This is a genomic window from Pseudomonas sp. HMSC063H08, assembly GCF_001813645.1.
Lineage (GTDB): Bacteria > Pseudomonadota > Gammaproteobacteria > Pseudomonadales > Pseudomonadaceae > Pseudomonas > Pseudomonas aeruginosa.
Genome location: NZ_KV813469.1, coordinates 172,901 through 196,394, shown reverse-complemented (window position 1 = coordinate 196,394; position 23,494 = coordinate 172,901). Strand labels below are relative to the sequence as shown.

Here is a 23,494-nt window from a genome sequence, read left to right as displayed (position 1 = left end):
ATGAAAAACTTCTTCAAGAAAGTCGGCGCCTTCCTGCGCAAGACGTGGGTCTGGACGCTGCTGCTGGTACTCCTGGCGGCATTGCTGGTGTGGTTCGTCGGGCCGCTGCTGGCGGTCGCCGACTACAAGTTCTGGGAAAGCCCGACCTCGCGGTTGCTGAGCATCAGCCTGATGTTCCTGGTCTGGGGGCTGGCGATGGTCTTCGTCAGCTGGCGCGCCGGAGTGCGGCGCAAGGCCGTCGAGGACAGCGACGAGGGCCAGGAGCGCTTGCGCCGCGACGGTCTGATCGAAGACGAACAGAAGGAATTGCGCAGCCGCTTCAAGGACGCCTTGCGCACCCTGAAGACCTCCAGCCTGTACCGCGGTCGTAGCGAGCGCTGGCGCAACGAGCTGCCCTGGTACCTGCTGATCGGCCCGCAGGGAAGCGGCAAGACCAGCCTGCTGGACTTTTCCGGACTGGAGTTCCCGATCAACCGGATCGACCGCAAGCTGACCCGCGATACCGCCGGCACGCGCTACTGCGACTGGTACTTCGCCGACCACGGCGTCCTGATCGACACCGCCGGGCGCTACCTGACCCAAGCCGACGGCGAGGTCGACGGGGGCGCCTGGGCGACCCTGCTCAGCCTGTTGCGCAAGCGCCGCCGCGCACGGCCGCTGAATGGCGTGATGGTGTCGATTCCGGTGGAAACGTTGCTCAGCGACGACGAGATGGCGCTGGATACGCTGGCTCGCCAGGTGCGCGCGCGCCTGCAGGAAATCCAGCAGACCCTGCACCTCGATCTGCCGGTCTACCTGGTGCTGAGCAAGGCCGACCAGTTGCTCGGCTTCGACGAGTTCTTCGACCAGTTGAGCCGCGAGGAGAGCGACCAGGTTCTGGGCACCAGCTTCGGCAAGGAGCAGAACGGCACCGATGTGACGGTCCTGCGCCAGGCGTTCGAGGACCTTCTGCGACGCCTGAACAGCCAGGTGATCATGCGCATCCACCAGGAGCGCGATACCCTGCGTCGCGGTCGCATCCTCGACTTCCCGCACCAGCTTGGCCAGATCGGCGAGCGGTTGTGCCTGTTCGTCGAACTCGCCTTCACCGGCAACCGCTACCAGCGCGCCAGCCGCCTGCGCGGCTTCTACCTGACCAGTGCGCCGCACCTGGCCCAGCAGCTGGATGAGGACACCGCCGGCATCGGCGCCAACCTGGGGATCGCCAGCGGCCTGCTGCCGACCCTGCGCAACGGGCGCTCGCGCTTCATCCACCACCTGCTGAGCCAGGTGATCTTCCCCGAGGCCAACCTGGCAGGTCTCGATCGCCGCGAACGCACGCGCATCCACTGGGGCCAGCGCGCCCTGTACGTCGGTTCGCTGGCGCTCCTTCTGCTATTCGGCCTGCTCTGGGCTGGCGGTTTCTCGGCCAACCACGAGCGCCTGGAGCGGGTCCGCGAGCTGGCGCAGCAATGGGCCCAGCAGCGCCAGGCGCTTGGCGAGCGCGACGACGCCATGGCGGCGCTGAAGACGCTGGATAGCAGCTATGCGGCGACCACCGTGTTTCCGCCCAAAGGGGAAGTCTCGCTGCACGAGCGCGCCGGGCTGTACCAGGGCAACGAGGTCAACCCGCCGCTGGCCGCTGCCTATCGCCGCGAGCTGGAGACGCAACTGCTGCCGCGCGTGGCGCGGATGCTCGAAGCGCAGATCCGCGGCAACATGCAGAATCGCGAACGCCTGCTCAACAGCCTGCGGGCCTACCTGATGCTGAATCTGCGCGAGCGCCGCGAGAACGGATGGCTCAAGGACTGGGTGGCTACCGAATGGTCGCAGCGCTATGCCGGCAACGGCACCGTGCAGAATGGCCTGAACACGCATTTCGCCCGTCTGCTCGAGCAACCGTTCAGCTATCCGCTGAACGACACCCTGGTGGCCCAGGCGCGCCAGGTGCTGCGCAGCGAGTCCCTGGCCAACGTGGTCTACCGGGTGCTGCGCGAACAGGCGCGAAGCCTGCCCGAGTATCGCTTCGGCCAGCACCTGGGGCCGCAGGCCAGTCTGTTCGTCGGCACCGACTACGTGATCCCGGGGTTCTACACCCAGCAGGGCTACCAGCAGTACTTCGTGGTCCAGGGCGCCAGCCTGGTCAACGACATCCTTCGCGACAACTGGGTCCTGGGCGAGGGCAGCGGGATCAGCGACATGGACCTGCGGCGCCTGATGGTCGAACTCGAGCAGTTGTATTTCCGCGACTACGCGAACTTCTGGAGCGAGGCGGTCGGACGCCTGGGCCTGCTGCCGTTCAACGATGCCGGCGAGGGCGCCGACCAGGTTTCCGGGCTGCTCGCCGCCAACTCGCCGATCCTCCAGTTGTTGCTGGAGGTCCGTGAGAACACCCGTTTCCCGGTCCTGGCGGAGAGCGCCGAGGCGCTGGCAGAGGCCAGCGACAAGGCCGCGGAAAAGGGCGGCAAGCTGGGCAAGGCGGCCGCCGCGGCGGCCGGCAAGGCCAGGGACGCGTTGGCGAAGAACCTGCCGGATACCGCGAAGAAGTCCCTGCAACGCCGCTTCGAGCCCCTGCATCGCCTGCTCGACGATAACAACGGCCCGGCGGCCGACCTCACCCCGCTGTTGCAGGCGCTCAACGAGTTGCAGTTGCAACTCGCCGGACTGGCGCGCGCCAGCCAGCCGGAGCAGGCGGCTTTCGACATGGCGAAGAGCCGCATGGGCGGCCAGCGCGATGCCCTGAGCAACCTGCGCAACGCCTCCGCGCGACTGCCGCGACCGCTCGGCGGATGGTTCAGCGTGCTGGCCGAAGACGCCTGGCGGCTGGTCCTCGGCGATGCCTACCTGTACCTCAACCAGCGCTACCAGAGCGAGCTGTACGGTTTCTACAGCAAGGCGATCAACAAGCGCTACCCGTTCAACGCGCACAGCGCCAGCGATGTCGCGGTCAGCGATTTCCGCGAGTTCTTCAAGGCGCAGGGCGTCGCCGAACGCTTCTTCGAAACCTACATGCGGCCCTTCGTCAGCGGCGACCCGGGCAGCTACCGCCTGCGCAGCGTGGACGGCTACAGCCTGCCGATGTCCAAGGTCTATCTCGACCAGATGGGCACGGCCCAGGTGATCCGCCAGAGCTTCTTCGCCGAGAACCCGGCCGAGCCACAGGTGCGCTTCCGCCTGGAGCCCTATACCCTCGATCCTGGCGTCAGCCGCGCCGAGTTCCGTTTCGACGGTCAGTCCATGGAGTACCGCCACGGCCCGATCGTGCCGATGTCGTTCAAGTGGCCCAGCGACGCCGACGGCGGCCGCACCAGCCTGGTGCTGGAGAAGATGGCCGGACGACCGGTGGGAATCGAACGCAATACCGGGCCCTGGTCGCTGTTCAGGCTGTTCGACCTGATGCAGACCGAGTACCTCAGCGGGCGTGACGTGATGGTGCTCAAGGCCGACCTGGGCGGCCTGCGCGCCAACTACCTGCTGCTCGCCCAGCGCACGCCGAATCCGTTCGATCTCGCGGTCCTGCGCAGCTTCCGCATGCCGGTGCAGCTCTGATGCAACGCACCGAGGCCTGGCGCAGCGCGGCGCGCACGGATCGCGGCAAGGTCCGCGCGCGCAACGAGGATGCCTTCCTGGACTGCCCGGATCGCGGGCTCTGGGCGGTCGCCGATGGCATGGGCGGGCACCAGGCCGGCGACCTGGCCAGCCGGATGATCGTCACCAGCCTGGCGGAACTGCCGGCCCGGGCGGGATTCGACGAGCGCCTGAACGCGATGCGCCAGTGCCTGCACTGGCTCAACCGGCGCCTGGGCGAGGAACTCACCCTCAGCGCCGAACGCGGCGACAGGATCATCGGCAGTACGGTGGTGGCGCTGGTCGTGGAGGGGTCGCGGGCGGCCTGCGTGTGGGTCGGCGACAGCCGCTGCTACCTGTGGCGCGGCCAGCGGCTGTACCAGCTGTCCCGCGACCACTCGCTGTTGCAGCGACTGGTCGACGAACGGCGGATGGATATCGAGCAGGCCCGCGCCTATCCCTCGGCGCGCGCGCTGACCCGTGCCGTCGGCGCCAGCGAACAACTGGTGCTGGACGTGTTGGAACTGGAGGTGCATCCCGGTGATGTCTTCCTGCTCTGCAGCGACGGGCTCTACGAAGAGCTGAGCGCCGATGCGCTGGGGCGCGCGTTGAGCCTGGCATCGCCGCAGGTGGCGGTGGAGCGGCTGTTCGACGGTGCCCTGAGCGGCGCCGCGCGGGACAACCTGACGGCCGTGGTGATCCGCCAATGAACGAACCGCTGTCGTCGCTGGAGCTGCTGCCGGAGGAGGAGGGCGGCGCGAACCTGACCTATTTCGCCTTCGCCGCCCCGACCGCCTCGGCGCCGGACCTGCCGGCGGTGTTGCCCGGTCCGCTGCCGGACGTTCTTTCCGGACGCTACCGTCTGGAGCGGATGCTCGGCGCCGGCGGCATGGGCACGGTATACCGTGCCCGGGACCTGCTCCATGAGCAGTTCGGCGACCCGGCGCCGCTGGTAGCATTGAAGCTGCTCAACGAATCGGTCGCCGAGTCACCCGACGCCAGCGCCTTGCTCTATAGCGAGTTCGCCCTGACCCGGCGCTTGCGCCATCCGAACGTCGTGCGTCTGTTCACCTTCGACGTCGACACCGCCTGCCAGCGCGCCTACATCGTCATGGAACTCATGCCTGGCCTGCCGCTCGATCGCCTGCTCTGCGAGCGTCCCGAAGGCCTGCCCTGGTCCGAGTTGAGCGCGATCGCCCGGCCGTTGCTGGACGCCCTGGCCTATGTCCACGAACAAGGGGTGCTGCATGGCGACCTGAAGCCGAGCAACGTGATGCTCGGCGAGGAGGGCGTGCGGCTCTTCGACTTCGGCCTCGGCCAGGCGCAGGCAGGCATCCTGGACGGCCTGCCGCAGCTCAGCCGGGGCCGCATCGACGCCTGGACCCCGGGCTACGCCGCTCCCGAACTGCTCGAGGGTGCGCCGTTGTCGCCGGCAGCCGACCTGTATGCGCTGGCCTGCGTCCTCTACGAACTGGCCGACGGTCGCCATCCGTTCCGCCGCCTGCCCTCGAACCAGGCCCGGGAGCAGGGGCTGGAGCGCCAGCTGCGCGCGCCCGGACACCTGCCTCGGCGCTGCTGGCCGGCGCTGCGTACCGCCCTGAGCCTCGACCCCGAACGGCGCTGCATCGGCGTCCGCGAATTGCAGGAAGCGCTGGGCGCGCGGCGTTCCTGGCTGGCCGGCGTTCTTGCCCGTTGAGCCGGCGGCGCTCGGTTTGCAGGACCTCTACGGCCGCTCTCCGCAAGCGCTCTGCAGGGCGATACGATTGCCTTCGCTGTCCCTGATCTCGGCGATGAACACGCCGTCGCCAAGCGGCGTCTTCGGGAAGAGGATTTCGCTGCCTTCGCCGAGAGCCCGGGCAAGGACGACATCCAGGTCCGCGACATTCAGGTAGATGATCGCCCCATGTAGCGTAGGCACGTAGACGTCGCCCTCGGCGAGTGCGCCGCTGGCACCGTCACGGCCTTCCTCGAAGGGGAAATGCGCCATTCTGCTTCCGTGCAGGGTGGCTACCTCGCCGAACGCCACTCCGAACACCGAGGCGTAGAAACGCATCGCCCTCTCCAGGTCGGACACCGGTATTTCCACGTGCGCGATCAGGTTCATTTCCTTCCTGTCCTGTCGGGACCACTGGTGACGCCGCTTTCCGGCGACGATGGCGGATGTTCAGCCGCGCGAAACCGAGCGGGTCGAGCGGGCATGCCGCCGCGAGGGAGGCGAATGAATTCATGCGAAATTCATTAACATCTTGTCCCGCTTGACCGGCGTCAATACCCGTACTGCGTCACAAAAATACCCTGGCCCCAGGCCGTTCGGAAAGGCCGTTCGCTGTTCGCTTGGGGGAAGTCATCATGGCGCATCTGGTCTGGCAGGATGACCTGAATACCGGTATTCAGGTCATCGACAATCAACACAAACGCATCGTCGAGATGATCAATCACCTGCACGACGCCCAGCAAGGCAAGGAACACGCGGCGATCGCCGAGGTGATCGAGGAGCTGGTGGACTACACGCTGTCGCACTTCGCCTTCGAGGAAACCCTGATGGAGGATGCCGGCTACCAGTTTTCCCGGGCGCACAAGAAGATCCACGAGCTGTTCATCCGCCGGGTCTCCGAGTACCGGGTGCGCTTCCAGGCCGGCGAGGATGTCGGCGACGAACTCAAGGGCTTGCTCTCGCGCTGGCTGTTCAACCACATCCGCAACGACGACGCCGGTTACGTGGATGCGGTACGCCACAGCATGTCCGAACTGGTCAAGGACAAGAGCGAGGGCGGTTGGTTGTCGCGCTCGATGAAGCGCTTCTTCGGCTGATCGCCGGGGAGGGAAACGCAAAACCGGCCCAGTGGGGCCGGTTCTTTCGCCAGCGGACCTGGCCTCAGCGGATCAGGCTGAGGAATTCGCTGCGGGTGGCTGCGTTGTCGCGGAATTCGCCGAGCATCACCGAAGTGACCATGGACGAGTTCTGCTTCTCCACGCCGCGCATCATCATGCACATGTGCTGGGCCTGGATCACCACCGCGACGCCGAGGGCGCCGGTGACCTGCTGGACCGCCTCGGCGATCTGCCGGCTCATGTTCTCCTGGATCTGCAGGCGGCGGGCGTACATGTCGACGATCCGCGCGACCTTCGACAGGCCGAGCACCTTGCCGTTCGGGATATAGGCCACGTGGGCCTTGCCGATGAAGGGCAGCAGGTGGTGCTCGCAGAGCGAGTACAGCTCGATGTCCTTGACCAATACCATTTCGCTGTTGTCGGAGCTGAACAGGGCACCGTTGACGACTTCTTCCAGGCTCTGTTGGTAGCCGCGGCACAGGTACTTCATGGCCTTGGCGGCACGCTTGGGCGTGTCCAGCAGACCTTCGCGGTTAACGTCCTCGCCGAGCTGGGTGAGGATCGAGGAGTAGTGTTGTTCCAGGGACATGGGCGTTCCAGTCAGACGATTACCAGCGCGGAGGGTAGGACGTCGCCGGGCCGCTGGCAAGACTCGGCGGTTGCCGGCTACTCGTCGCGGCCTTCGAGCATGGTCCTGCGCAGCATCACGTAGACCGAGCCGGTGCCGCCGTGGCGTGGCAGGCAGGAGGTGAAACCGAGCACCTGCGGGTGCTGGCGCAACCAGGTATTGACGTGGCTTTTCACCAGCGGGCTGCGTCCGTCCTTGCGCGCGGCCTTGCCATGGGTCACGCGCACGCAGCGGATTTCCAGGCGGGTGGCCTCTGCAAGGAAGTCCCATAGCGTCTGCCGGGCCTTCTCCACGCTCATGCCGTGCAGGTCGAGGCTACCGTCGAAGGGCACCAGGCCCTGCTTGAGCTTGCGCAACTGGCTTTCCTGGACGCCGTCGCGGGCCCAGGACAGCTCGTCCTCGGGGCCGACGTCGATGACGAACTGGTCGGACAGGCCGTCGACGCGGATTTCGTCGTTGCGCACGCTGGCATTGAGCTGGCGCTGCTTGAGTTGCTGGCGGTCGTTGCGAGGTTTGCCGGTATCGGCTCGATCGACCGAGATGCGCTTGACGCCGCGCATCTCGCTCTTGAACAGGGAAAAGTCGTCGTCTTGCATGGGAGCCTCCGCGAAGCGGCGCAGTTTACCGGATCGGCCGCACGCCGGCAGCCCGCTCAGTCGCGCTTTTTCATCAGGTTCGGCGACAGGCTCAGGTCGCTGTTGCGGCGGCTGCGACGGCGGCTGAAACGCCAGAAGAACACGCCGAGGCAGAGCGACAGCAGGCCAAGGGCCAGCAAGACGCCGCCGGCGGCGGGTTCGATATGCAGCATGCCGACAGCCGGCTGGCGGCCGATCAAGGCCGAGGTGCCGGCCAGCGACAGCAGCACGCCCAGGCTCGCCACCAGGGCCGCGAACGCCGCCGCCAGGCGCCAGCGCCAGACTCTCGGCCGGCGCGGGCGCAGCCGGCGCGCATCGAAACTATCGGACAGCTTCATCCCGACTTCCTCGTGTGTCATCGGGGCTAGGACCGGAACCTTCCGGCCGGGTTCCCGGATTCCCGGGAGCCGTGGGCAAACCGTGCGCCACTCGTCTTCTCGCCGCAAGCCATGGCCCTGCAGGCAGACTAGTCCTCCGCAGGGCGGGACGGGAGGGCGGCTGGATGGGCGGTCAGAGCAGGTCCCGGGCCTGGGCGACGATCGCCGCGAAGTTGTCGCCGAGGGCGGCGATCTCGGCGCGTTGCAGGTCCGCGGCGCTCAGGACCCCGCCGTTCAGGGTGGGTATGTCGCGGGTGGCGCAGGCGCTGTCGGCGAGGGTGCAGCGGTAGCCGTAGTCCTTGGCCGCGCGCACGGTGGTGCTGACGCTGGAATGGGTCATGAAACCGCAGACGATCAGGTCGAGACGGCCGTGGTTCTGCAGCAGGTCGTGCAGCTCGGTGCCGGAGAAGGCATTGGGCAGGCGTTTCTCCACGACCTTTTCCCCGGCTTCCGGTTGCAGTTCCGGGAGGAACTGGCCGCGTGGACCCTGCGGATCGAACAGGCCACCCTGGATACCCAGGTGGCGCACATGCACGATGGGCGTACCGTTGGCGCGGGCTGCCTGCACCAGCACGCCGATTTCCGCGGCGGCAGCGTCCAGGCCTGGCAGGCTCAGGGCGCCGCTGCGGTACTCTTCCTGGGCATCGATGATCAGCAAGGTGCTCTGCCGAAGGGGGGCTGGCGGGTAGCCGCGTCCGCTGATCTGCAAAAGGGTGAGCGGATGAGGCATGTCACTACTCCTGAGAAGGCACATGCCTTTCATTCTGGCCCCTATCGGCGAGCCTGTGAACCTTTGCCGCATGCGCACTAAAGTGGTATGGACTTCCCGCGCTGGAGGCCAGCTCCGGCGCGATCGGCTAGAATGTCGCCCTTTTGTGCGTTGCGAGGAGCAATTCCGTCATGTCCGAGTCCCGTCTGCTCACCCTGCGCGACTACATCCGCTGGGCTGTCAGCCGTTTCCACGCCGCCGGCCTGTTCTTCGGTCACGGCACCGACAATGCCTGGGACGAGGCGCGCCACCTGGTTCTGGGCTCCCTGCACCTTCCCTGGGAAATTTCTGACAGCTACCTGGATTGCCGCCTGGAAGACGATGAACGCGCCGAGTTGGCGGAGATCCTCCGGCGGCGCATCGAGGAACGGATTCCGGCGGCCTACCTGCTGGGCGAAGCCTGGTTCTGCGGGATTCCCTTCAGCGTCGACGAACGCGTGCTGGTGCCGCGCTCGCCTATCGCCGAACTTATCGAACAGCGCTTCGCGCCCTGGCTGCCGGCCGAGCCGGCGCGAATCCTCGACCTCTGCACCGGTTCCGGCTGCATCGGCATCGCCTGCGCCTATGCGTTCGAGCAGGCGGAGGTGGTGCTCGCCGACCTGTCCTTCGATGCGCTGGAGGTGGCCAACGTCAATATCGAGCGCCACGACCTCGGCGAGCGGGTCTACACCGTCCAGGGCGACGGTTTCGCCGGGCTTCCCGGCCAGCGCTTCGACCTGATCGTGTCCAATCCGCCCTACGTGGATGCCGAGGATTTCGCCGACATGCCGGCGGAGTTCCATCATGAGCCTGAACTCGGCCTGGCCTGCGGCGACGACGGCCTGGACCTGGTGCGACGGATGCTCGCCGAGGCGGCCGACCACCTCAGCGAGAAAGGCCTGCTGATCGTCGAGGTGGGCAACAGCGAGGTCCATGTGCAGGCGCTGTATCCGGAAGTGGACTTCACCTGGCTGGAGTTCGAGCACGGCGGCCACGGGGTGTTCATGCTGTCCGCCGCGCAGTGCCGCGAGCACCGGGAACTGTTCCGTTCGCGCTTGGAAAAGTGATCGGAGGCGGCTGGTGCCGCCGGTTCAGTGAGTGGCGATCCAGATCAGCAGGCCGGCCTGGAACACCGCGAAGGCGGTCAGGCAGGCGATGGTGAAGCGCAAGCTGGTGTCGTCGCGGCGGTAGTGGTTGATGCGCTGTTCCAGTTGGCGGATCTCCGCATCCTGGGCCTGCAGGGTCTGCTCGGCCTGTTCCAGCATCGCCGCGGCGTCCAGCAGCGGCACGATCTGCACCTTGTCCTTGTGCCAATCGCTGTGCAGCTCGCTGACCCGGCCGGCGCTGTAGCGGGCCTTGAGCAACCGCTGGTCCTCATAGCTGACGTCGAAGCCCTGGGCGCGGATGAAATGGTCGCGGCGCAGGCGTGCGTCTTCGGTCAGGCCATCCTTCAGCGCCAGTGCGCCGCCTTCCACCTTGTAGTGGGCCCAGCGTCGTTGCGCCCAGGCGATCGCCTGGGCCAGCAGGAAACGGCCCAGCCCGCGGTTCAAGGGTTCAAGGCTGAGCCCGGCGTCCGAGCCGAAACGCACTTCCTTGTTGCGATGATCGGCCCAGACCTCCAGCAGGTTCTGCTCCTTGCGCAGCATCAGGCCTGGCACCTGGATGCTCAGGCGCAGCAGGCTCTGGTCCGCGCTGTGCCGTTCGACCCTGCCGAGCTGGACGAAGCGCAGGGGGCGGGCGCCGGTCGCGCGGTCGGTGGGCAGCGGCGCCAGGCGGAGCAGGCGGAAATGCTCCGGCGCCAGTTCGGCCCAGGGGTGCGGCGGTTTCTTCTCGGCTTCTTCTGCGGCCGGTTGGGTATCGCTATCGATCATCGGACATCCTCTGGCCGGCCGCCTTCACGGGCCGGCTTTCAGAACTTGTCGGCGCGGGAAGCGATTTCTGTAGCGGCTCAGCGGCCTTTTTCCGCGTCTGCGCCGCGCAGGATGAAGCGGCTGACCGCCTCGACCAGTTGCCGGGCCAGCGGCAGGTTCGGGTCGTTGTAGGCGGAAAGCTGCTGCAGACCGGTGCTCGGGGCGATCCGCAGGATGTGGTTCATGCCGTCGATGAGCACCAGTTGCGAGTCGGGCTTGGCCCGCTGGAGCGCCTTGGCGTCGGCGACGCCGACCTGGATGTCATTGCGGCCCTGGACGATCAGGGTCGGGATGCGCAGGCGGCCGAACGCGCGGGCCGGGTCTTCGCGGAACAGCGAGATCAGGTACGGCTGCACGCTGGGTCGGAGCAGGCTGGAGAGCGCCGGCGGGATATCGCTGCGGGTCTCGCCGGCCTTCAGCGAAGCCAGCACCGAGTCGGCCTGGCGCAGTTGCGCCGGCGGCAGGCGACCGCGCAGTTGCTCGCGCAACACCCGGTCGATGGGTTGGCCGCTGCCGGCGATGGCGATCAATTCCTCGGCCGGCGTGCGAGGCGCCGCCAGGCTGGCGATCAGCGCGCCTTCGCTATGGCCGACCAGGATCAGCCGGGAGAAGCGCGGGTCGCGGGCCAGCCGCTCGCTCCAGGCGACCACGTCGTCGACATAGGCGCCGACGCTGAGGTCTTCCTCGCGCGGCGCCGCCGCCAGGCTGCGGGCGACTCCCCGCTTGTCGTAGCGCACGCTGGCGATTCCGCGTTCGGCCAGGGCCTCGGCGAGACGCAGCAGGTAGCGGTTGTTGCCGCCGAAGGGGTTGTTGCCGTCGCGGTCGGTGGGACCGGAGCCGGCGACCAGCAGGACCACCGGCGGCGGCACGGCGCTGCGCGGCAGCAGCAAGGAGCCGCGCAGCACGCCGTGCCCGGTGTCCAGGTCGTAGGGGCGGTGCAGGATGCTGTTGGGAGCGGCGTGGGCCAGGCTGGCGAGCAGGCAGAACAGGGCGAGGAGGGCGCGCGGCATGGAGGTCTTCATGGGCCGATGATAGCGCTTTGATCGCGTCCTCCGGGGAAGGTTCGCAGGCCCGTCCTTGACGGGTATACTCCCATGTCTTTCCCTCTCGTCCTCACGCGGAGCCTCGCATGTCCGGCAACACCTACGGCAAGCTCTTCACCGTCACCACCGCAGGCGAAAGCCACGGCCCGGCGCTGGTCGCCATCGTCGATGGGTGCCCCCCGGGGCTGGAACTGTCCGCCCGGGACCTGCAACGCGACCTCGACCGGCGCAAGCCCGGCACCAGCCGGCACACCACCCAGCGCCAGGAAGCCGACGAGGTGGAGATTCTTTCCGGGGTGTTCGAGGGCAAGACCACCGGCACGCCGATTGGCCTGCTGATCCGCAACACCGACCAGAAGTCCAAGGACTACTCGGCGATCAAGGACCTGTTCCGCCCGGCCCACGCCGACTACACCTACCACCACAAGTACGGCGTGCGCGACTACCGCGGCGGCGGCCGTTCTTCGGCGCGCGAGACCGCCATGCGCGTGGCCGCCGGGGCTATTGCCAAGAAATACCTGGCGGGCCTGGGCATCCAGGTGCGCGGCTACATGAGCCAGCTCGGGCCGATCGAGATTCCGTTCAGGAGCTGGGACAGCGTCGAGCAGAATGCCTTCTTCAGCCCCGACCCGGACAAGGTGCCGGAGCTGGAGGCCTACATGGACCAATTGCGCCGCGACCAGGATTCGGTCGGGGCGAAGATCACCGTGGTTGCCGAAGGCGTGCCGCCGGGCCTGGGCGAGCCGATCTTCGACCGCCTGGACGCCGAACTGGCGCATGCGCTGATGAGCATCAACGCGGTGAAGGGCGTGGAGATCGGCGCCGGCTTCGCCAGCATCGCCCAGCGCGGTACCGAGCACCGCGACGAACTGACCCCGCAAGGCTTCCTGTCGAACAATGCCGGCGGCATCCTCGGCGGGATCTCCTCCGGCCAGCCGATCGTCGCCCACCTGGCGCTGAAGCCGACCTCCAGCATCACCACTCCCGGGCGCTCGATCGATACCGCCGGCGAGCCGGTGGACATGATCACCAAGGGCCGTCACGACCCGTGCGTCGGCATCCGCGCCACGCCGATCGCCGAGGCGATGATGGCCATCGTCCTGCTCGACCAGTTGCTGCGCCAGCGTGGGCAGAACGCCGACGTGCGCGTCGACACGCCGGTCCTGCCGCAGCTGTGAGGGCTGTGGCAGGCCGCGGTGCGGGACGGGTGAACGGCGGATCGTGACCAGCGCGGTTCCCTACTGGCGCCTGTCCAGCTTCTATTTCTTCTATTTCAGCCTGCTCGGCGCCACGGCGCCGTTCCTCGCCCTGTATTTCCATCACCTGGGCTTCCCCAGCCCGCGCATCGGCGAGCTGGTGGCGATTCCCATGCTGATGCGTTGCGTCGCGCCCAACCTGTGGGGCTGGCTGGGCGACCGCAGCGGCCAGCGCCTGGCCATCGTGCGCTTCGGCGCGGTATGCACGGCGCTGGGCTTCTCGCTGATCTTCGTCAGCCACAGCTACGCCTGGCTGGCCTTGGTGATGGCGTTGCACGCGTTCTTCTGGCATGCCGTGCTACCGCAGTTCGAGGTCATCACCCTGGCCCATCTGCGCGAGCGCAGCGCCAGCTACAGCCGGATTCGCCTGTGGGGCTCGATCGGTTTCATCTGCACCGTGGTCGGTCTCGGCGCGCTGTTCGAGCGCCTGAGCCTGGATGTCTACCCGGCGACGCTGCTGGGTATCATGCTCGGCATCGTGCTGTGCAGCTGGTGGGTGCCCAATGCCCAGCCGGCCCATCGCGAACCGCGCGAAGGCGAGGGCGGCTTCCTCGCCCAGTTGCGCCAGCCGGGCGTGCTGGCGTTCTACCTGTGCGTGTGCCTGATGCAGCTGTCCCATGGGCCGTACTACACCTTCCTGACCCTGCACCTGGAATCGCTGGGCTACAGCCGGGCGCTGATCGGTCTGCTCTGGGCGCTGGGGGTGGTCGCCGAGGTCATGTTGTTCCTCGCCATGCCACGCCTGCTGCAACGTTTCAGCCTGCGCCAGGTGCTGGCCGCGAGCTTCCTGCTGGCGTCGTTGCGCTGGCTGCTTCTCGGCAACCTGGCCGACAGCCTGGCGCTGCTGGTCTTTGCCCAGACGCTGCATGCCGCCACCTTCGGCAGTTTTCATGCGGCTGCCATCCATTTCGTGCAGCGTAGCTTCGGCCCGCGCCAGCAGGGTCAGGGCCAGGCCCTGTATGCTGCGCTGGCCGGTACCGGCGGAGCCCTGGGCGCGCTGTATTCCGGCTATAGCTGGAACAGCCTGGGCCCTGCCTGGACCTTCGCCATCGCCAGCCTGGCAGCCTTGCTGGCAGCCGCTATCATCAGTACCCGTTTGCAAGAGGTGCGGGCATGAACGACAACCGTGAACAGCTGACCCAGCAGATCATCGACGCCGGCCGGTTCCTCTACGGCCGCGGCTGGTCGCCGGCAACCAGCAGCAACTACTCCGCGCGCCTGGACGAACAGCGCGCGCTGCTCACCGTCTCGGGCAAGCACAAGGGCCAGTTGGGCTTCGACGACGTGCTGGTCACCGACCTGGCCGGCAACAGCCTGGAACCGGGCAAGAAACCCTCGGCGGAGACCCTCCTGCACACCCAGCTGTATGCCTGGAACCCGGCGATCGGCGCGGTGCTGCATACCCACTCGGTGAATGCCACCGTGCTTTCCCGCCTGGTTCGCGGCGACCGCCTGGTGCTGCAGGACTACGAACTGCAGAAGGCCTTCGCCGGGGTCACCACCCACGAAGGCCAGGTCGAGGTGCCGATCTTCGACAACGACCAGGACATCGCCCGCCTGGCCAGCCGCGTGCAGCCCTGGCTGGAGGCGCATCCGCACTGCCCGGGGTATTTGATCCGCGGCCACGGGCTGTACACTTGGGGCGCGCGCATGAGCGATGCCCTGCGTCAGGTGGAAGCTTTCGAGTTTCTGTTCGAGTGTGAACTGAAAGTACTGAGTCTGAGCCGATGAGCAGCCTTACCGTCTATCACGAGAACCAGCCGGAGCAGCCGCTGAAGCTGCTGACCCATGCCGAGGACATCGCTTCGACCCTGGCCGAGGTCGGCGTCCGCTTCGAACGCTGGGAAGCCGCCGCGCCGATCGCCGCCGGCGCCAGCCAGGACGAGGTGATCGCCGCCTACGCCCACGAGATCGAGCGGCTCAAGCGCGAGCGCGGCTACATCACCGTGGACGTGGTCAGCCTGAACAGCGACCACCCGCAGAAGGCCGAATTGCGCGCCAAGTTCCTCGACGAGCACCGCCATGGCGAAGACGAGGTGCGCTTCTTCGTCGCCGGGCGCGGCCTGTTCGTCCTGCATATCGAGGAGCATGTCTACGCCGTGCTCTGCGAGCGCAACGACCTGATCTCGGTGCCGGCCGGCACCCGCCACTGGTTCGACATGGGCGAGCACCCGCATTTCGTCGCCGTGCGCCTGTTCAACAACCCGGAGGGCTGGGTCGCCCAGTTCACCGGCGACGACATCGCCAGCCGCTTCCCCCTGCTGGAAGACTGAGCGAGGCACCGTCCCATCCGTCACCATCCGCGCCCCCGGTCCTGCCGGGGGCGGTTTCATCCGGAGTCCGCATGACCATCAAAGCCATCCTCACCGACATCGAAGGCACCACCAGCGCGGTCAGCTTCGTTTTCGACGTGCTGTTTCCCTATGCCGCCCGGCACCTGCCGGACTTCGTCCGCGAACACGCCGGGGAGCCCGAGGTAGCCGCGCAACTGGCGGCGGTGCGTGCCGAGAGCGGTGAGGCGGACGCCGATGTCGAGCGGGCGATCGCGATCCTCCTGCAATGGATCGCCGAGGACCGCAAGGCGACGCCGCTGAAGGCCCTGCAAGGCATGGTCTGGGCCCAGGGCTACCGCGACGGTCAATTGAAGGGCCACGTCTACCCGGACGCGGTGCAGGCGCTGCGCGAGTGGAAGGCCCGTGGGCTGGACCTGTACGTCTATTCCTCCGGCTCGATCCAGGCGCAGAAGCTGATCTTCGGCTGTTCCGAGGCCGGCGACCTGGGCCCGCTGTTTTCCGGCTACTTCGACACTACCAGCGGGCCGAAGCGGGAAAGCGCCTCCTATGCGCGGATCGCCGGGGCCATCGGCCTGCCGGCCGCGGAAATCCTTTTCCTTTCCGACGTGGTGCAGGAGCTGGATGCCGCGCGCGACGCGGGCATGCGCACGCTCGGCCTGGCCCGCGAAGGCGGCAGCCTGGACGGCCATCCGACGGTGGCCAGCTTCGCCGACATCGTCGTGGAGTGAGCGCGCCGGCTATCCTGAGGGAACACTCTTGCTCGGGAGCATCGCGCCATGGGTTCCACCCTCAGCGGGCTGATCAGCCTGGTCATCCTGGCCCTGGATATCTGGGCCATCGTCAACATCCTGAAAAGCACTGCGGAAACCGGGATGAAGATCATCTGGGTCCTGGTGATCATCGTCCTGCCGGTGCTCGGCCTGATCATCTGGGCCATCGCCGGCCCGCGCGGCAACGTCAGGCTGTAGCCTCCCGCCGCGGCGCTAGCCGCCTGCGGCGTAGTGGTGCCACAGGTGGATGGCGGCGTAGGCGCGCCAAGGCCGCCAGGCCTCGGCGCGGGCCTTGAGGCTGCGCGCATCGATGCCTTGCGGCCCCCAGACCGTGGATTTCAGCAGGCCGAGGTCGGCGGCGGGGAAGGCGTCGGCTTCGCCCATGGCACGCAGGGCTATGTATTCGGCGGTCCAGGGGCCGATGCCGGGCAACGCGCAGAGGCGCTCCACCAGCGCCTCGGGGCCGTCCGCCAGGTCCAGGCTCAGCTCTCCCGAGGCGATCGCCGCGGCGAAGCGTTGCAGCGTCTGTACCCGCTTGCCGGGCATGCCGATGCCGTCGAGGTTGGCTTGCGCCAGCGCGGCGGGTGTCGGGAACAGGTGGCTGATGCCGTCGTAGCCGAGATTTTCCAGCGGCTCGCCGAGGCGCTGGATCAGGCGCCCGGTGATGGTCACCGCGGCCTTCACCGTGACCTGCTGGCCGACGATGGCGCGCACCGCCTGTTCGAAGGGGTCGAAGGCCACCGGCAGGCGCAGCCCCGGATTGGCGGCCACCAGCGGGCCGAGCAGGGGATCCCCGGCGAAATGCCGGGCGATGGCGGCCGGGTCGCTGTCCAGGTCGAACATCCGGCGGACCCGTGCCTCGAGTTCGGCGGCCAGGGCATGGGCGGACGGGCTGAGGCTCAGCGCCAGGACCTGGCGTTCCGCCAGCGGTCGCACCTCGAACCAGGCCGGGCGGCCGTTGGCCCGGAAGCTGCGGGCATAGTGGTCGTCGCCCAGGCTTTCGACACCGGCGAGCAGGCGCAGGGCGAAATGCTGGTGGAACTGGCGCCATTCCCAGGGTGACTGGTAGGGCAGGTGCAGGACGAGGGGAGAGGTAGGCTGGCTCATGGGCAGACGATACCTGTCCGGCGCAGCCGGCGCCATCCGCCGGCGGGGTTCGACCTGTCATTGCCGCCAGCGTAGAATGCGCGCCTTTCTTCGCGGCGCGGGCAAGTCCCGCTGCCAGATTGCAGCCTTACCAGGGAGATCCCGGCCCATGAGCGATTATCAGGAAACTCTGTACCAGGGCTACGGCCAGCGCTTCAGCATCGACAACATGCTGCATGAGGTGCGCACCGAGCACCAGCACCTGGTGATTTTCGAAAACGCCCGGATGGGCCGGGTGATGGCGCTCGACGGAGTGATCCAGACCACCGAGGCCGACGAGTTCATCTACCACGAGATGCTCACCCACGTGCCGATCCTCGCCCACGGCGCGGCCCGGCGCGTGCTGATCATCGGCGGCGGCGACGGCGGTATGCTGCGCGAGGTGGCCAAGCACAAGAGCGTCGAGCGGATCACCATGGTCGAGATCGACGGCACCGTGGTCGACATGTGCAAGGAGTTCCTGCCCAACCACTCCCAGGGCACCTTCGACGACCCGCGGCTGAACCTGGTGATCGACGACGGCATGCGCTTCGTGGCTACCACGGAAGAACGCTTCGACGTGATCATCTCCGACTCCACCGACCCGATCGGCCCTGGCGAGGTGCTGTTCTCCGAGAACTTCTACCAGGCCTGCCGGCGCTGCCTGAACGAGGGCGGCATCCTGGTCACCCAGAACGGCACGCCGTTCATGCAACTGGAGGAAGTGCGCACCACCGCCGCACGTACCGACGGGCTGTTCGCCGACTGGCATTTCTACCAGGCGGCGGTGCCGACCTATATCGGCGGCGCCATGACCTTCGCCTGGGGCTCGACCCGCGAAGGCCTGCGTCGCCTTCCGCTGGAAACGCTGCGCCAGCGCTTCCGCGACAGCGGCATCGCCACCCGCTACTACAACGCCGATATCCACCTGGGCGCGTTTGCTCTGCCGCAGTACGTGCTGCAGGCCATCGGCAAGCAGGACAACGACTGACGCTTCACCGGGAAGGGCCGCAAGGCCCTTTTTCATGCGTCGCTCCGACATCCCCTGTTACTGCCAGCTAACATTTTTTTCACAATCGATCCGGGAAAATCTGCGCGCTTTTTTCCGTTGCCATGGCTATAAATGGCAGTTTTGTCCTTGAGTGCATCGAATGCTGACCAAACGATTGCGCCAGAGCGGCGTAGTAGTCTCCTGCCTGCTCGGTAGCGTCCTCTTCATCGCCCTGGCCTTCCTCGGCTGGCAGCGTTTCGCCCCGGCAGCCACCGTGTCCGGCTGGACCTACCGGGTGGTGCTCGAGGACATTCCCCACGTCAGCGCCCTGGCCCGCGACCCGGACGGCCTGCTCTACGTGAGCCAGGAGTTGCAGGACGGCAAGGGCCTGGTGTTCCGCATCGCCGCCGATGGCAGCCGCGATACGGTGCTCGACGGGCTGTCCAAGCCCGACGGCATGGCCAGCTTCCGCGACGGCATCGCGATCAGCCAGGAGCAGGGCGCCTCGCCGGTGTTCTGGTGGCATGCCCAGCAGGCCCGGCCGCTGTTCGACGGCATCCAGGTGGAGGGCGTCGCCAGCGACGGCCGCTACCTGTACGCCGCCGAGGATCGCGACCTGGACGGGCGGATTCTCCGCTACGACCCGGAGACCGGCGGACTGACGGTACTGCGCGAGGGATTGCAGCGCTCCGAAGGGGTGGCCGCCTGCCCGGACGGAAGCGTCTTCTACACGGAAAAGAAACGTGGCCACGTCATGCGTCTGCATGAGGGGGCCGAGGACGAGGTGGTGCTGAACGGACTGAATGCACCGAGCTTTTTGCTGTGCGACAGCGAAGGCCTGTGGATCACCGAGGACTCGACGCATAACGCGCGAGCCTTGCTGCTGCCGCCCGACGGGCCGCTGCAGGTGATCGTACGGCGCCTGCGTTCCGCACAGTCCCTACTGCCCATCGGGCCCGGCCGCTACCTGCTGGCCGAGCAGGGGCGGGACCGCATTCTCGAAATCGAACGACAGAAGAGCGAATTGTAAACATGGACCAAACGGAAGTCCGAACCACCCAATCGCCCCCACGGCTGTTCCAGCCCACCATCCGCAGCCACCTGGCGTTCACCGCGCTCAGCGCGCTGGTGCTGCTGGTCATGTTCAGCCTGCTGCGCCTGGCCTTGCTGATCTACAACCGCGAACTGATCGGCGCGACCCCGGCGAGCACCTTCCTCGAGGCGTTCGGCAACGGCGTGCGTTTCGACCTGCGGGTCGTCGTCTATGCCGTGGCGCCGCTGGTGCTGTCGCTGTTCGCGGTACGCGCGATGGCCGCTCGCGGCCTGTTCCGTACATGGTTGACGCTGTTCGCCAGCATCACCCTGTTCCTCGGCGTACTCGAACTGGACTTCTACCGCGAGTTCCACCAGCGCCTGAACAGCCTGGTCTTCCAGTACATGTCGGAAGACCCGAAGACCGTCATGAGCATGCTCTGGTACGGTTTCCCGGTGGTCCGCTACCTGCTGGCCTGGGCCTTCGCCACCTGGGTGCTGTACCGGGTGTTCAAGGCCATCGACCTGGCGACCCGCCCGAGCCAGCGCAAGCCGCGCGAAGACAGCGTGATCGCCCGGCCGGGCGCTGCCGCGCCCTGGTACGTGCGCGGCGTGGTGCTGTTCCTCTGCGTGCTGGTCTGCGTCCTCGCCGCCCGCGGCACCCTGCGCCAGGGCCCGCCGCTGCGCTGGGGCGATGCCTTCACCACCGAATCCATGTTCGCCAACCAACTGGGCCTGAACGGCACCCTGACCCTGGTCAAGGCGGCCAAGGAGCGCTTCTCCGAAGACCGCGCGAACATCTGGAAGGCCACCCTGGACGACAAGGTCGCCCTGGAGACCACCCGGCAGATGTTGCTGACCCCCAACGACAAGCTGGTGGACGCCGACGAGGCCGCGGTGCGCCGCGAGTTCACCCCGCCGGCGGCGAATACCCTGCCGATCCGCAACGTGGTGGTGGTCCTGCTGGAAAGCTTCGCCGGCCACTATGTCGGCGCCCTGGGCGCGCCGGGCAACATCACGCCGTATTTCGACAAGCTGTCGAAGGAAGGCCTGCTGTTCACCCAGTTCTTCTCCAACGGCACCCATACCCACCAGGGCATGTTCGCCACCATGGCCTGCTTCCCCAACCTGCCGGGCTTCGAATACCTGATGCAAACCCCGGAGGGCGGCCACAAGTTCTCCGGCCTGCCGCAGTTGCTCAGCGCCCGCCAGTACGAGGACGTCTACGTCTACAACGGCGATTTCGCCTGGGACAACCAGTCCGGCTTCTTCAGCAACCAGGGCATGACCACCTTCATCGGCCGCAACGACTATGTCGACCCGGTGTTCTCCGATCCGACCTGGGGCGTCTCCGACCAGGACATGTTCGCCCGTGGCAACGAGGAGCTGGACAAGCTGGCGAGCACCGGCAAGCCGTTCTATGCGCTGTTGCAGAGCCTCTCCAACCACGTGCCCTACGCGTTGCCGAAGGACCTGCCGGTGGAGCGCGTGACCGGCTACGGTTCGCTCGACGAGCACCTGACCGCCATGCGCTATTCCGACTGGGCGCTGGGCCAGTTCTTCGAGAAGGCGAAGAAGTCGCCGTACTACAAGGACACCCTTTTCGTGGTGGTCGGCGACCATGGCTTCGGCAGCCCCGAGCAGCTCACCGAGATGGACCTGCACCGCTTCAACGTGCCGCTGCTGCTGATCGCCCCCGGCATCCAGGAGAAGTTCGGTACCCACCTGCCGACCGTCGGTACCCAGGTCGACATCGTGCCGACCATCATGGGCCTGCTCGGCGGCGAGACCGTCCACCAGTGCTGGGGCCGCGACCTGCTGAACCTGCCGGAAGGCGACAAGGGCTTCGGCGTGATCAAGCCGTCGGGCAGCGAGCAGAACGTCGCCATCGTCTCCGGCAACCGCATCCTGGTGCGGCCGAAGGACGGTGACGTGCGCGTCTACGATTACCAGCTGGGCGGCGATGCCAAGGCGGTGATCACCAAGGACGTACCGGACCAGGCCGAGCTACAGAAGAAGCTGGAGTCGTTCATCCAGACCGCGACCAAGAGCCTGCTGGAGAATACCGCGGGCGTGGTACACGGGATCCCGGACAAGGACTGACCCGTAGCAAGCATGAGAAAGGGGCCTTCGGGCCCCTTTTTTTCGGCGCCAGGTCGCAGCGTCTTGCGTTGCCGGTGCCGAGGCTGCCACCCTGCCCGATAGCGTTCAGGGTGTATCCGTCTGCTGGCTTTCCAGCCAGCGCAGGACTTCGGCGGTGGCCTGGATCAGGTCCGCCGGTATGTACTGGTCGACATTGCCGTCGCGCAGCAGCGCCCGTGCCAGCGGAACTCGTTGCAGCACCGGGATTCCTTCTTCCTCGGCGATGCGCCGGACCCGCAGGGCCAGGGCGTCGGTGTGCTTCAGGGTGATCAGCGGCAGGGGTGTTTCGCCGCGTCGATAGCGTATGCCGATGGCGACGTGGGTCGGGTTGGCGACGATCACCGAGGAACGCCGGACATCCGCGCGCAGGTTGCTCGATTGCAGTTCCTGATGGAATTGCCGGCGCTTGCTCTTGATCTCCGGGCTGCCCTCCATCTCCTTGTACTCGCGCTTCACTTCGTCCTTGCTCATGCGCAACTGCTTGTAGTGCTGGTGGCGTTCGAAGGCGTAGTCGGCGACGGCAATCGCCAGGAAGCCGACCGCGCAGACCAGCATCAGTTGCCTGAGCATCAGCCCGCTCACCGGTGCCACGCAGTCCAGCCCGCAGGCGGGAATCCGCAGGAGGCTGGCCAGGTTGCCCTGCAAGGTCAGCCAGACCAGCAGGGAGAGCAGGGCGACCTTCAGGGTCGACTTGAGGAACTCCACCAGGCTCCGGATCGAGAAGATCTTCTTCGCGCCCTCCACCGGGTTGATCTTCTTCAGGTCCGGCTTGACGCTGTCGAGGCTGAGCAGGAAGCCGTACTGGCCGACATGGCTGAGCACCACCACCAGCGCCGCGACCAGCAGGACCGGCGCCAGCAGGTAGAGGAGTTCCTGGAGAAGGTTCTCCAGGATGGTCTCCAGCGCCTGGCGAAACGGCAGGTCGATGTACTCGGCGGGCAGCAGGAGCAGCTTGCCGAGATGCTCCAGGTAGTAGTCGGAAAAGCCCATCAGCAGCGCCACCAGCGACAGGATCAACGCGCTGGAGACAATTTCCTTGCTCTTCACCACCTGGCCCTGCCGGCGGGCGTCGCGCAGCTTCTTCGCCGTGGGCTGCTCGGTCTTCTCGGCGCTCATGGCGTCTCCAGCACGGGACGCAGCAGGCGCAGCGGGTCGACGGCGAGCAGCAGGGCATCGTAGGCGTGCTCCATGAGGATGCCCAGGTAGAGCACCAGCAGCAGGCTGGCGACCAGGCTCTTGATCGGCATGGCGAGGATGAACACGTTCAGCGACGGGGCGAAGCGGCTGACCAGCGCCAGGCCGAACTCGGCGAGGAACATGGCGATCAGCAGCGGCGCGGCGAACAGCGCGCAGAGCATCAGCATCTGCGAGAACTGCGCGTAGAAGAATGCCACCCATTGGCTGCCGAACTGCGGGAAGAAACTGCTCACCGGCCAACTGGCATAGCTCCTGAACAGCGAGCCGACCAGCGCGAGGAAGGCGCCGCCGGAGAAGAACAGGGTGATCAGCGTCTGCGTCAGCAACAGCCCGGTGGGGCTGGTCTGGCTGCCCAGGCTGGGGTTGAGGGTCGAGGCGAGTGCCGCGCCACGCTGGTTGTCGATGATGAAGCCGGTCGCTTCCATGGCCCAGAAGGGAATGGTGGCGACGAAGCCGATGAGCAGGCCGAGCAGCACTTCCTTGCCGATCAGCAGGGCGATGTCCAGCGCGCCGAGGGCCGGCGGCAGGCTGCCGGCGACGATCGGGTAGGCGAACAGCGCCAGCGAGCAGGCCACGCCGTTGCGCACCAGGCCGCCGCCCAGGGTCTGCTTGGCCAGCACCGGCAGGACCACGAAGCAACTGATGATCCGCGGCAGCAGCAGGCTGTAGGTCAGCAGCAGTTGCTGCAGGTCCTGGACGCTCATCGCACCAGCGGCACCTTCAGCAGGGTCATTTCGGCGAAACGGTACAGCTCGCCGCCCAGCCAGCCGCTGGTGGCGAACAGTACCACCACCACGGCCACCAGCTTGGCGACGAAGCCGAGGGTCTGCTCCTGGATCTGGGTGAGTGCCTGGACCAGCGATACCAGGGTGCCGATCAGGGCCGCGACCAGTACCGGCGGCAGCGACAGGACCAGCACCAGCCACAGGGTCTGGTTGGTGAAGTGGAGGATGTCGGCGCTGCTCATG

The 23,494-nt window shown here is 67.0% G+C and carries 25 protein-coding genes; 14 read left to right on the top strand and 11 right to left on the bottom strand.

The window, feature by feature from the left end:
* From tssM to HMPREF2924_RS18890, 3 genes are read left to right on the top strand one after another with little or no spacing between them, the layout of a single operon-like run.
* The gene (gene tssM, locus HMPREF2924_RS18900) at positions 1–3,528 is read left to right on the top strand and encodes a type VI secretion system membrane subunit TssM (protein ID WP_003132887.1); all 3,528 of its coding nucleotides are present in this window, start codon (positions 1–3) and stop codon (positions 3,526–3,528) included.
* Positions 3,528–4,256, top strand: a complete 729-nt coding sequence (locus HMPREF2924_RS18895) for a PP2C family protein-serine/threonine phosphatase (protein ID WP_003124843.1) — start codon at positions 3,528–3,530, stop codon at positions 4,254–4,256. Before tssM ends, HMPREF2924_RS18895 begins: the two co-directional genes overlap by 1 nt.
* On the top strand, positions 4,253–5,242 hold the full coding sequence (locus HMPREF2924_RS18890) for a serine/threonine-protein kinase (RefSeq protein ID WP_003087629.1): 990 nt from the start codon (positions 4,253–4,255) through the stop codon (positions 5,240–5,242). Before HMPREF2924_RS18895 ends, HMPREF2924_RS18890 begins: the two co-directional genes overlap by 4 nt.
* Positions 5,243–5,269: 27 nt before the next feature.
* On the opposite strand, the gene HMPREF2924_RS18885 is transcribed toward HMPREF2924_RS18890, so the two are convergent.
* A complete protein-coding gene (locus tag HMPREF2924_RS18885; protein WP_003110435.1) occupies positions 5,270–5,650 on the bottom strand; it encodes a VOC family protein in 381 nt (126 codons plus the stop codon).
* 245 nt (positions 5,651–5,895) lie between these two features.
* On the opposite strand from HMPREF2924_RS18885, the gene HMPREF2924_RS18880 reads away from it, so the two are divergent.
* Entirely contained in the window at positions 5,896–6,357 is a 462-nt protein-coding gene (locus HMPREF2924_RS18880) for a bacteriohemerythrin (protein ID WP_003087637.1), read from the top strand.
* A gap of 64 nt (positions 6,358–6,421) precedes the next feature.
* Here HMPREF2924_RS18880 and folE read toward each other — a convergent pair whose 3' ends face one another.
* The 4 genes from folE to HMPREF2924_RS18860 form a co-directional block, all read right to left on the bottom strand.
* Positions 6,422–6,967 carry a GTP cyclohydrolase I FolE gene (gene folE / locus HMPREF2924_RS18875; RefSeq protein WP_003087639.1) on the bottom strand — a complete coding sequence of 182 codons (546 nt, stop codon included), beginning with the start codon at positions 6,965–6,967 and terminating at the stop codon, positions 6,422–6,424.
* A 77-nt stretch (positions 6,968–7,044) separates the two neighbouring features.
* Positions 7,045–7,602: a Smr/MutS family protein gene (locus HMPREF2924_RS18870; protein ID WP_003087642.1), complete on the bottom strand. Its 558-nt coding sequence runs from the start codon at positions 7,600–7,602 to the stop codon at positions 7,045–7,047.
* A gap of 56 nt (positions 7,603–7,658) precedes the next feature.
* Positions 7,659–7,979, bottom strand: a complete 321-nt coding sequence (locus tag HMPREF2924_RS18865) for a hypothetical protein (protein ID WP_003087644.1) — start codon at positions 7,977–7,979, stop codon at positions 7,659–7,661.
* Positions 7,980–8,151: 172 nt separating this feature from the next.
* The gene (locus HMPREF2924_RS18860) at positions 8,152–8,748 is read right to left on the bottom strand and encodes a cysteine hydrolase family protein (RefSeq protein ID WP_003110433.1); all 597 of its coding nucleotides are present in this window, start codon (positions 8,746–8,748) and stop codon (positions 8,152–8,154) included.
* A gap of 170 nt (positions 8,749–8,918) precedes the next feature.
* Between HMPREF2924_RS18860 and prmB the strand changes: the two genes are divergently transcribed.
* Positions 8,919–9,833, top strand: coding sequence for a 50S ribosomal protein L3 N(5)-glutamine methyltransferase (gene prmB, locus HMPREF2924_RS18855; RefSeq protein WP_003087648.1), 915 nt, complete (start codon positions 8,919–8,921; stop codon positions 9,831–9,833).
* A gap of 24 nt (positions 9,834–9,857) precedes the next feature.
* On the opposite strand, the gene HMPREF2924_RS18850 is transcribed toward prmB, so the two are convergent.
* Positions 9,858–10,637, bottom strand: a complete 780-nt coding sequence (locus HMPREF2924_RS18850; protein WP_003087649.1) for a hypothetical protein — start codon at positions 10,635–10,637, stop codon at positions 9,858–9,860.
* 77 nt (positions 10,638–10,714) lie between these two features.
* Entirely contained in the window at positions 10,715–11,698 is a 984-nt protein-coding gene (locus HMPREF2924_RS18845; protein ID WP_003132885.1) for an alpha/beta hydrolase, read from the bottom strand.
* A gap of 107 nt (positions 11,699–11,805) precedes the next feature.
* On the opposite strand from HMPREF2924_RS18845, the gene aroC reads away from it, so the two are divergent.
* The 6 genes from aroC to HMPREF2924_RS18815 all read left to right on the top strand — a co-directional run bounded on the left by aroC (position 11,806) and on the right by HMPREF2924_RS18815 (position 16,237).
* Complete coding sequence (gene aroC / locus HMPREF2924_RS18840) at positions 11,806–12,897, top strand: chorismate synthase (protein ID WP_003087653.1); 1,092 nt, start codon at positions 11,806–11,808, stop codon at positions 12,895–12,897.
* A 43-nt stretch (positions 12,898–12,940) separates the two neighbouring features.
* Positions 12,941–14,092 carry an MFS transporter gene (locus tag HMPREF2924_RS18835; protein ID WP_003087654.1) on the top strand — a complete coding sequence of 384 codons (1,152 nt, stop codon included), beginning with the start codon at positions 12,941–12,943 and terminating at the stop codon, positions 14,090–14,092.
* The gene (locus HMPREF2924_RS18830) at positions 14,089–14,706 is read left to right on the top strand and encodes a methylthioribulose 1-phosphate dehydratase (RefSeq protein ID WP_003087655.1); all 618 of its coding nucleotides are present in this window, start codon (positions 14,089–14,091) and stop codon (positions 14,704–14,706) included. The genes HMPREF2924_RS18835 and HMPREF2924_RS18830 overlap by 4 nt, the downstream gene beginning before the upstream one ends.
* On the top strand, positions 14,703–15,248 hold the full coding sequence (locus HMPREF2924_RS18825; protein WP_003087656.1) for a 1,2-dihydroxy-3-keto-5-methylthiopentene dioxygenase: 546 nt from the start codon (positions 14,703–14,705) through the stop codon (positions 15,246–15,248). Before HMPREF2924_RS18830 ends, HMPREF2924_RS18825 begins: the two co-directional genes overlap by 4 nt.
* A 71-nt stretch (positions 15,249–15,319) precedes the next feature.
* Positions 15,320–15,997 carry an acireductone synthase gene (gene mtnC / locus HMPREF2924_RS18820; RefSeq protein ID WP_003087657.1) on the top strand — a complete coding sequence of 226 codons (678 nt, stop codon included), beginning with the start codon at positions 15,320–15,322 and terminating at the stop codon, positions 15,995–15,997.
* Positions 15,998–16,045: 48 nt separating this feature from the next.
* Positions 16,046–16,237, top strand: coding sequence for a PLDc N-terminal domain-containing protein (locus tag HMPREF2924_RS18815; protein WP_003087658.1), 192 nt, complete (start codon positions 16,046–16,048; stop codon positions 16,235–16,237).
* A gap of 15 nt (positions 16,238–16,252) precedes the next feature.
* Here HMPREF2924_RS18815 and HMPREF2924_RS18810 read toward each other — a convergent pair whose 3' ends face one another.
* Positions 16,253–17,146, bottom strand: coding sequence for a DNA-3-methyladenine glycosylase family protein (locus tag HMPREF2924_RS18810; RefSeq protein ID WP_003087659.1), 894 nt, complete (start codon positions 17,144–17,146; stop codon positions 16,253–16,255).
* Positions 17,147–17,294: 148 nt separating this feature from the next.
* On the opposite strand from HMPREF2924_RS18810, the gene speE reads away from it, so the two are divergent.
* The 3 genes from speE to HMPREF2924_RS18795 all read left to right on the top strand — a co-directional run bounded on the left by speE (position 17,295) and on the right by HMPREF2924_RS18795 (position 21,290).
* Positions 17,295–18,155 (top strand): polyamine aminopropyltransferase, encoded by an 861-nt coding sequence (speE, locus tag HMPREF2924_RS18805; protein WP_003087661.1) that lies wholly within the window; start codon positions 17,295–17,297, stop codon positions 18,153–18,155.
* 160 nt (positions 18,156–18,315) lie between these two features.
* Complete coding sequence (locus HMPREF2924_RS18800) at positions 18,316–19,185, top strand: NHL repeat-containing protein (RefSeq protein ID WP_003087664.1); 870 nt, start codon at positions 18,316–18,318, stop codon at positions 19,183–19,185.
* Positions 19,186–19,187: 2 nt separating this feature from the next.
* A complete protein-coding gene (locus HMPREF2924_RS18795) occupies positions 19,188–21,290 on the top strand; it encodes an LTA synthase family protein (protein WP_003087666.1) in 2,103 nt (700 codons plus the stop codon).
* A 105-nt stretch (positions 21,291–21,395) separates the two neighbouring features.
* On the opposite strand, the gene pscU is transcribed toward HMPREF2924_RS18795, so the two are convergent.
* Genes pscU through pscS form a run of 3 tightly spaced genes read right to left on the bottom strand, consistent with a single transcriptional unit; the run spans position 21,396 to position 23,493 of the window.
* Positions 21,396–22,445, bottom strand: a complete 1,050-nt coding sequence (gene pscU / locus HMPREF2924_RS18790) for a SctU family type III secretion system export apparatus subunit PscU (protein WP_003087668.1) — start codon at positions 22,443–22,445, stop codon at positions 21,396–21,398.
* The gene (gene pscT, locus HMPREF2924_RS18785) at positions 22,442–23,230 is read right to left on the bottom strand and encodes a SctT family type III secretion system export apparatus subunit PscT (RefSeq protein WP_003132884.1); all 789 of its coding nucleotides are present in this window, start codon (positions 23,228–23,230) and stop codon (positions 22,442–22,444) included. The genes pscU and pscT overlap by 4 nt, the downstream gene beginning before the upstream one ends.
* The gene (gene pscS / locus HMPREF2924_RS18780; RefSeq protein WP_003087672.1) at positions 23,227–23,493 is read right to left on the bottom strand and encodes a SctS family type III secretion system export apparatus subunit PscS; all 267 of its coding nucleotides are present in this window, start codon (positions 23,491–23,493) and stop codon (positions 23,227–23,229) included. Before pscS ends, pscT begins: the two co-directional genes overlap by 4 nt.
* Position 23,494: the final 1 nt, after the last annotated feature.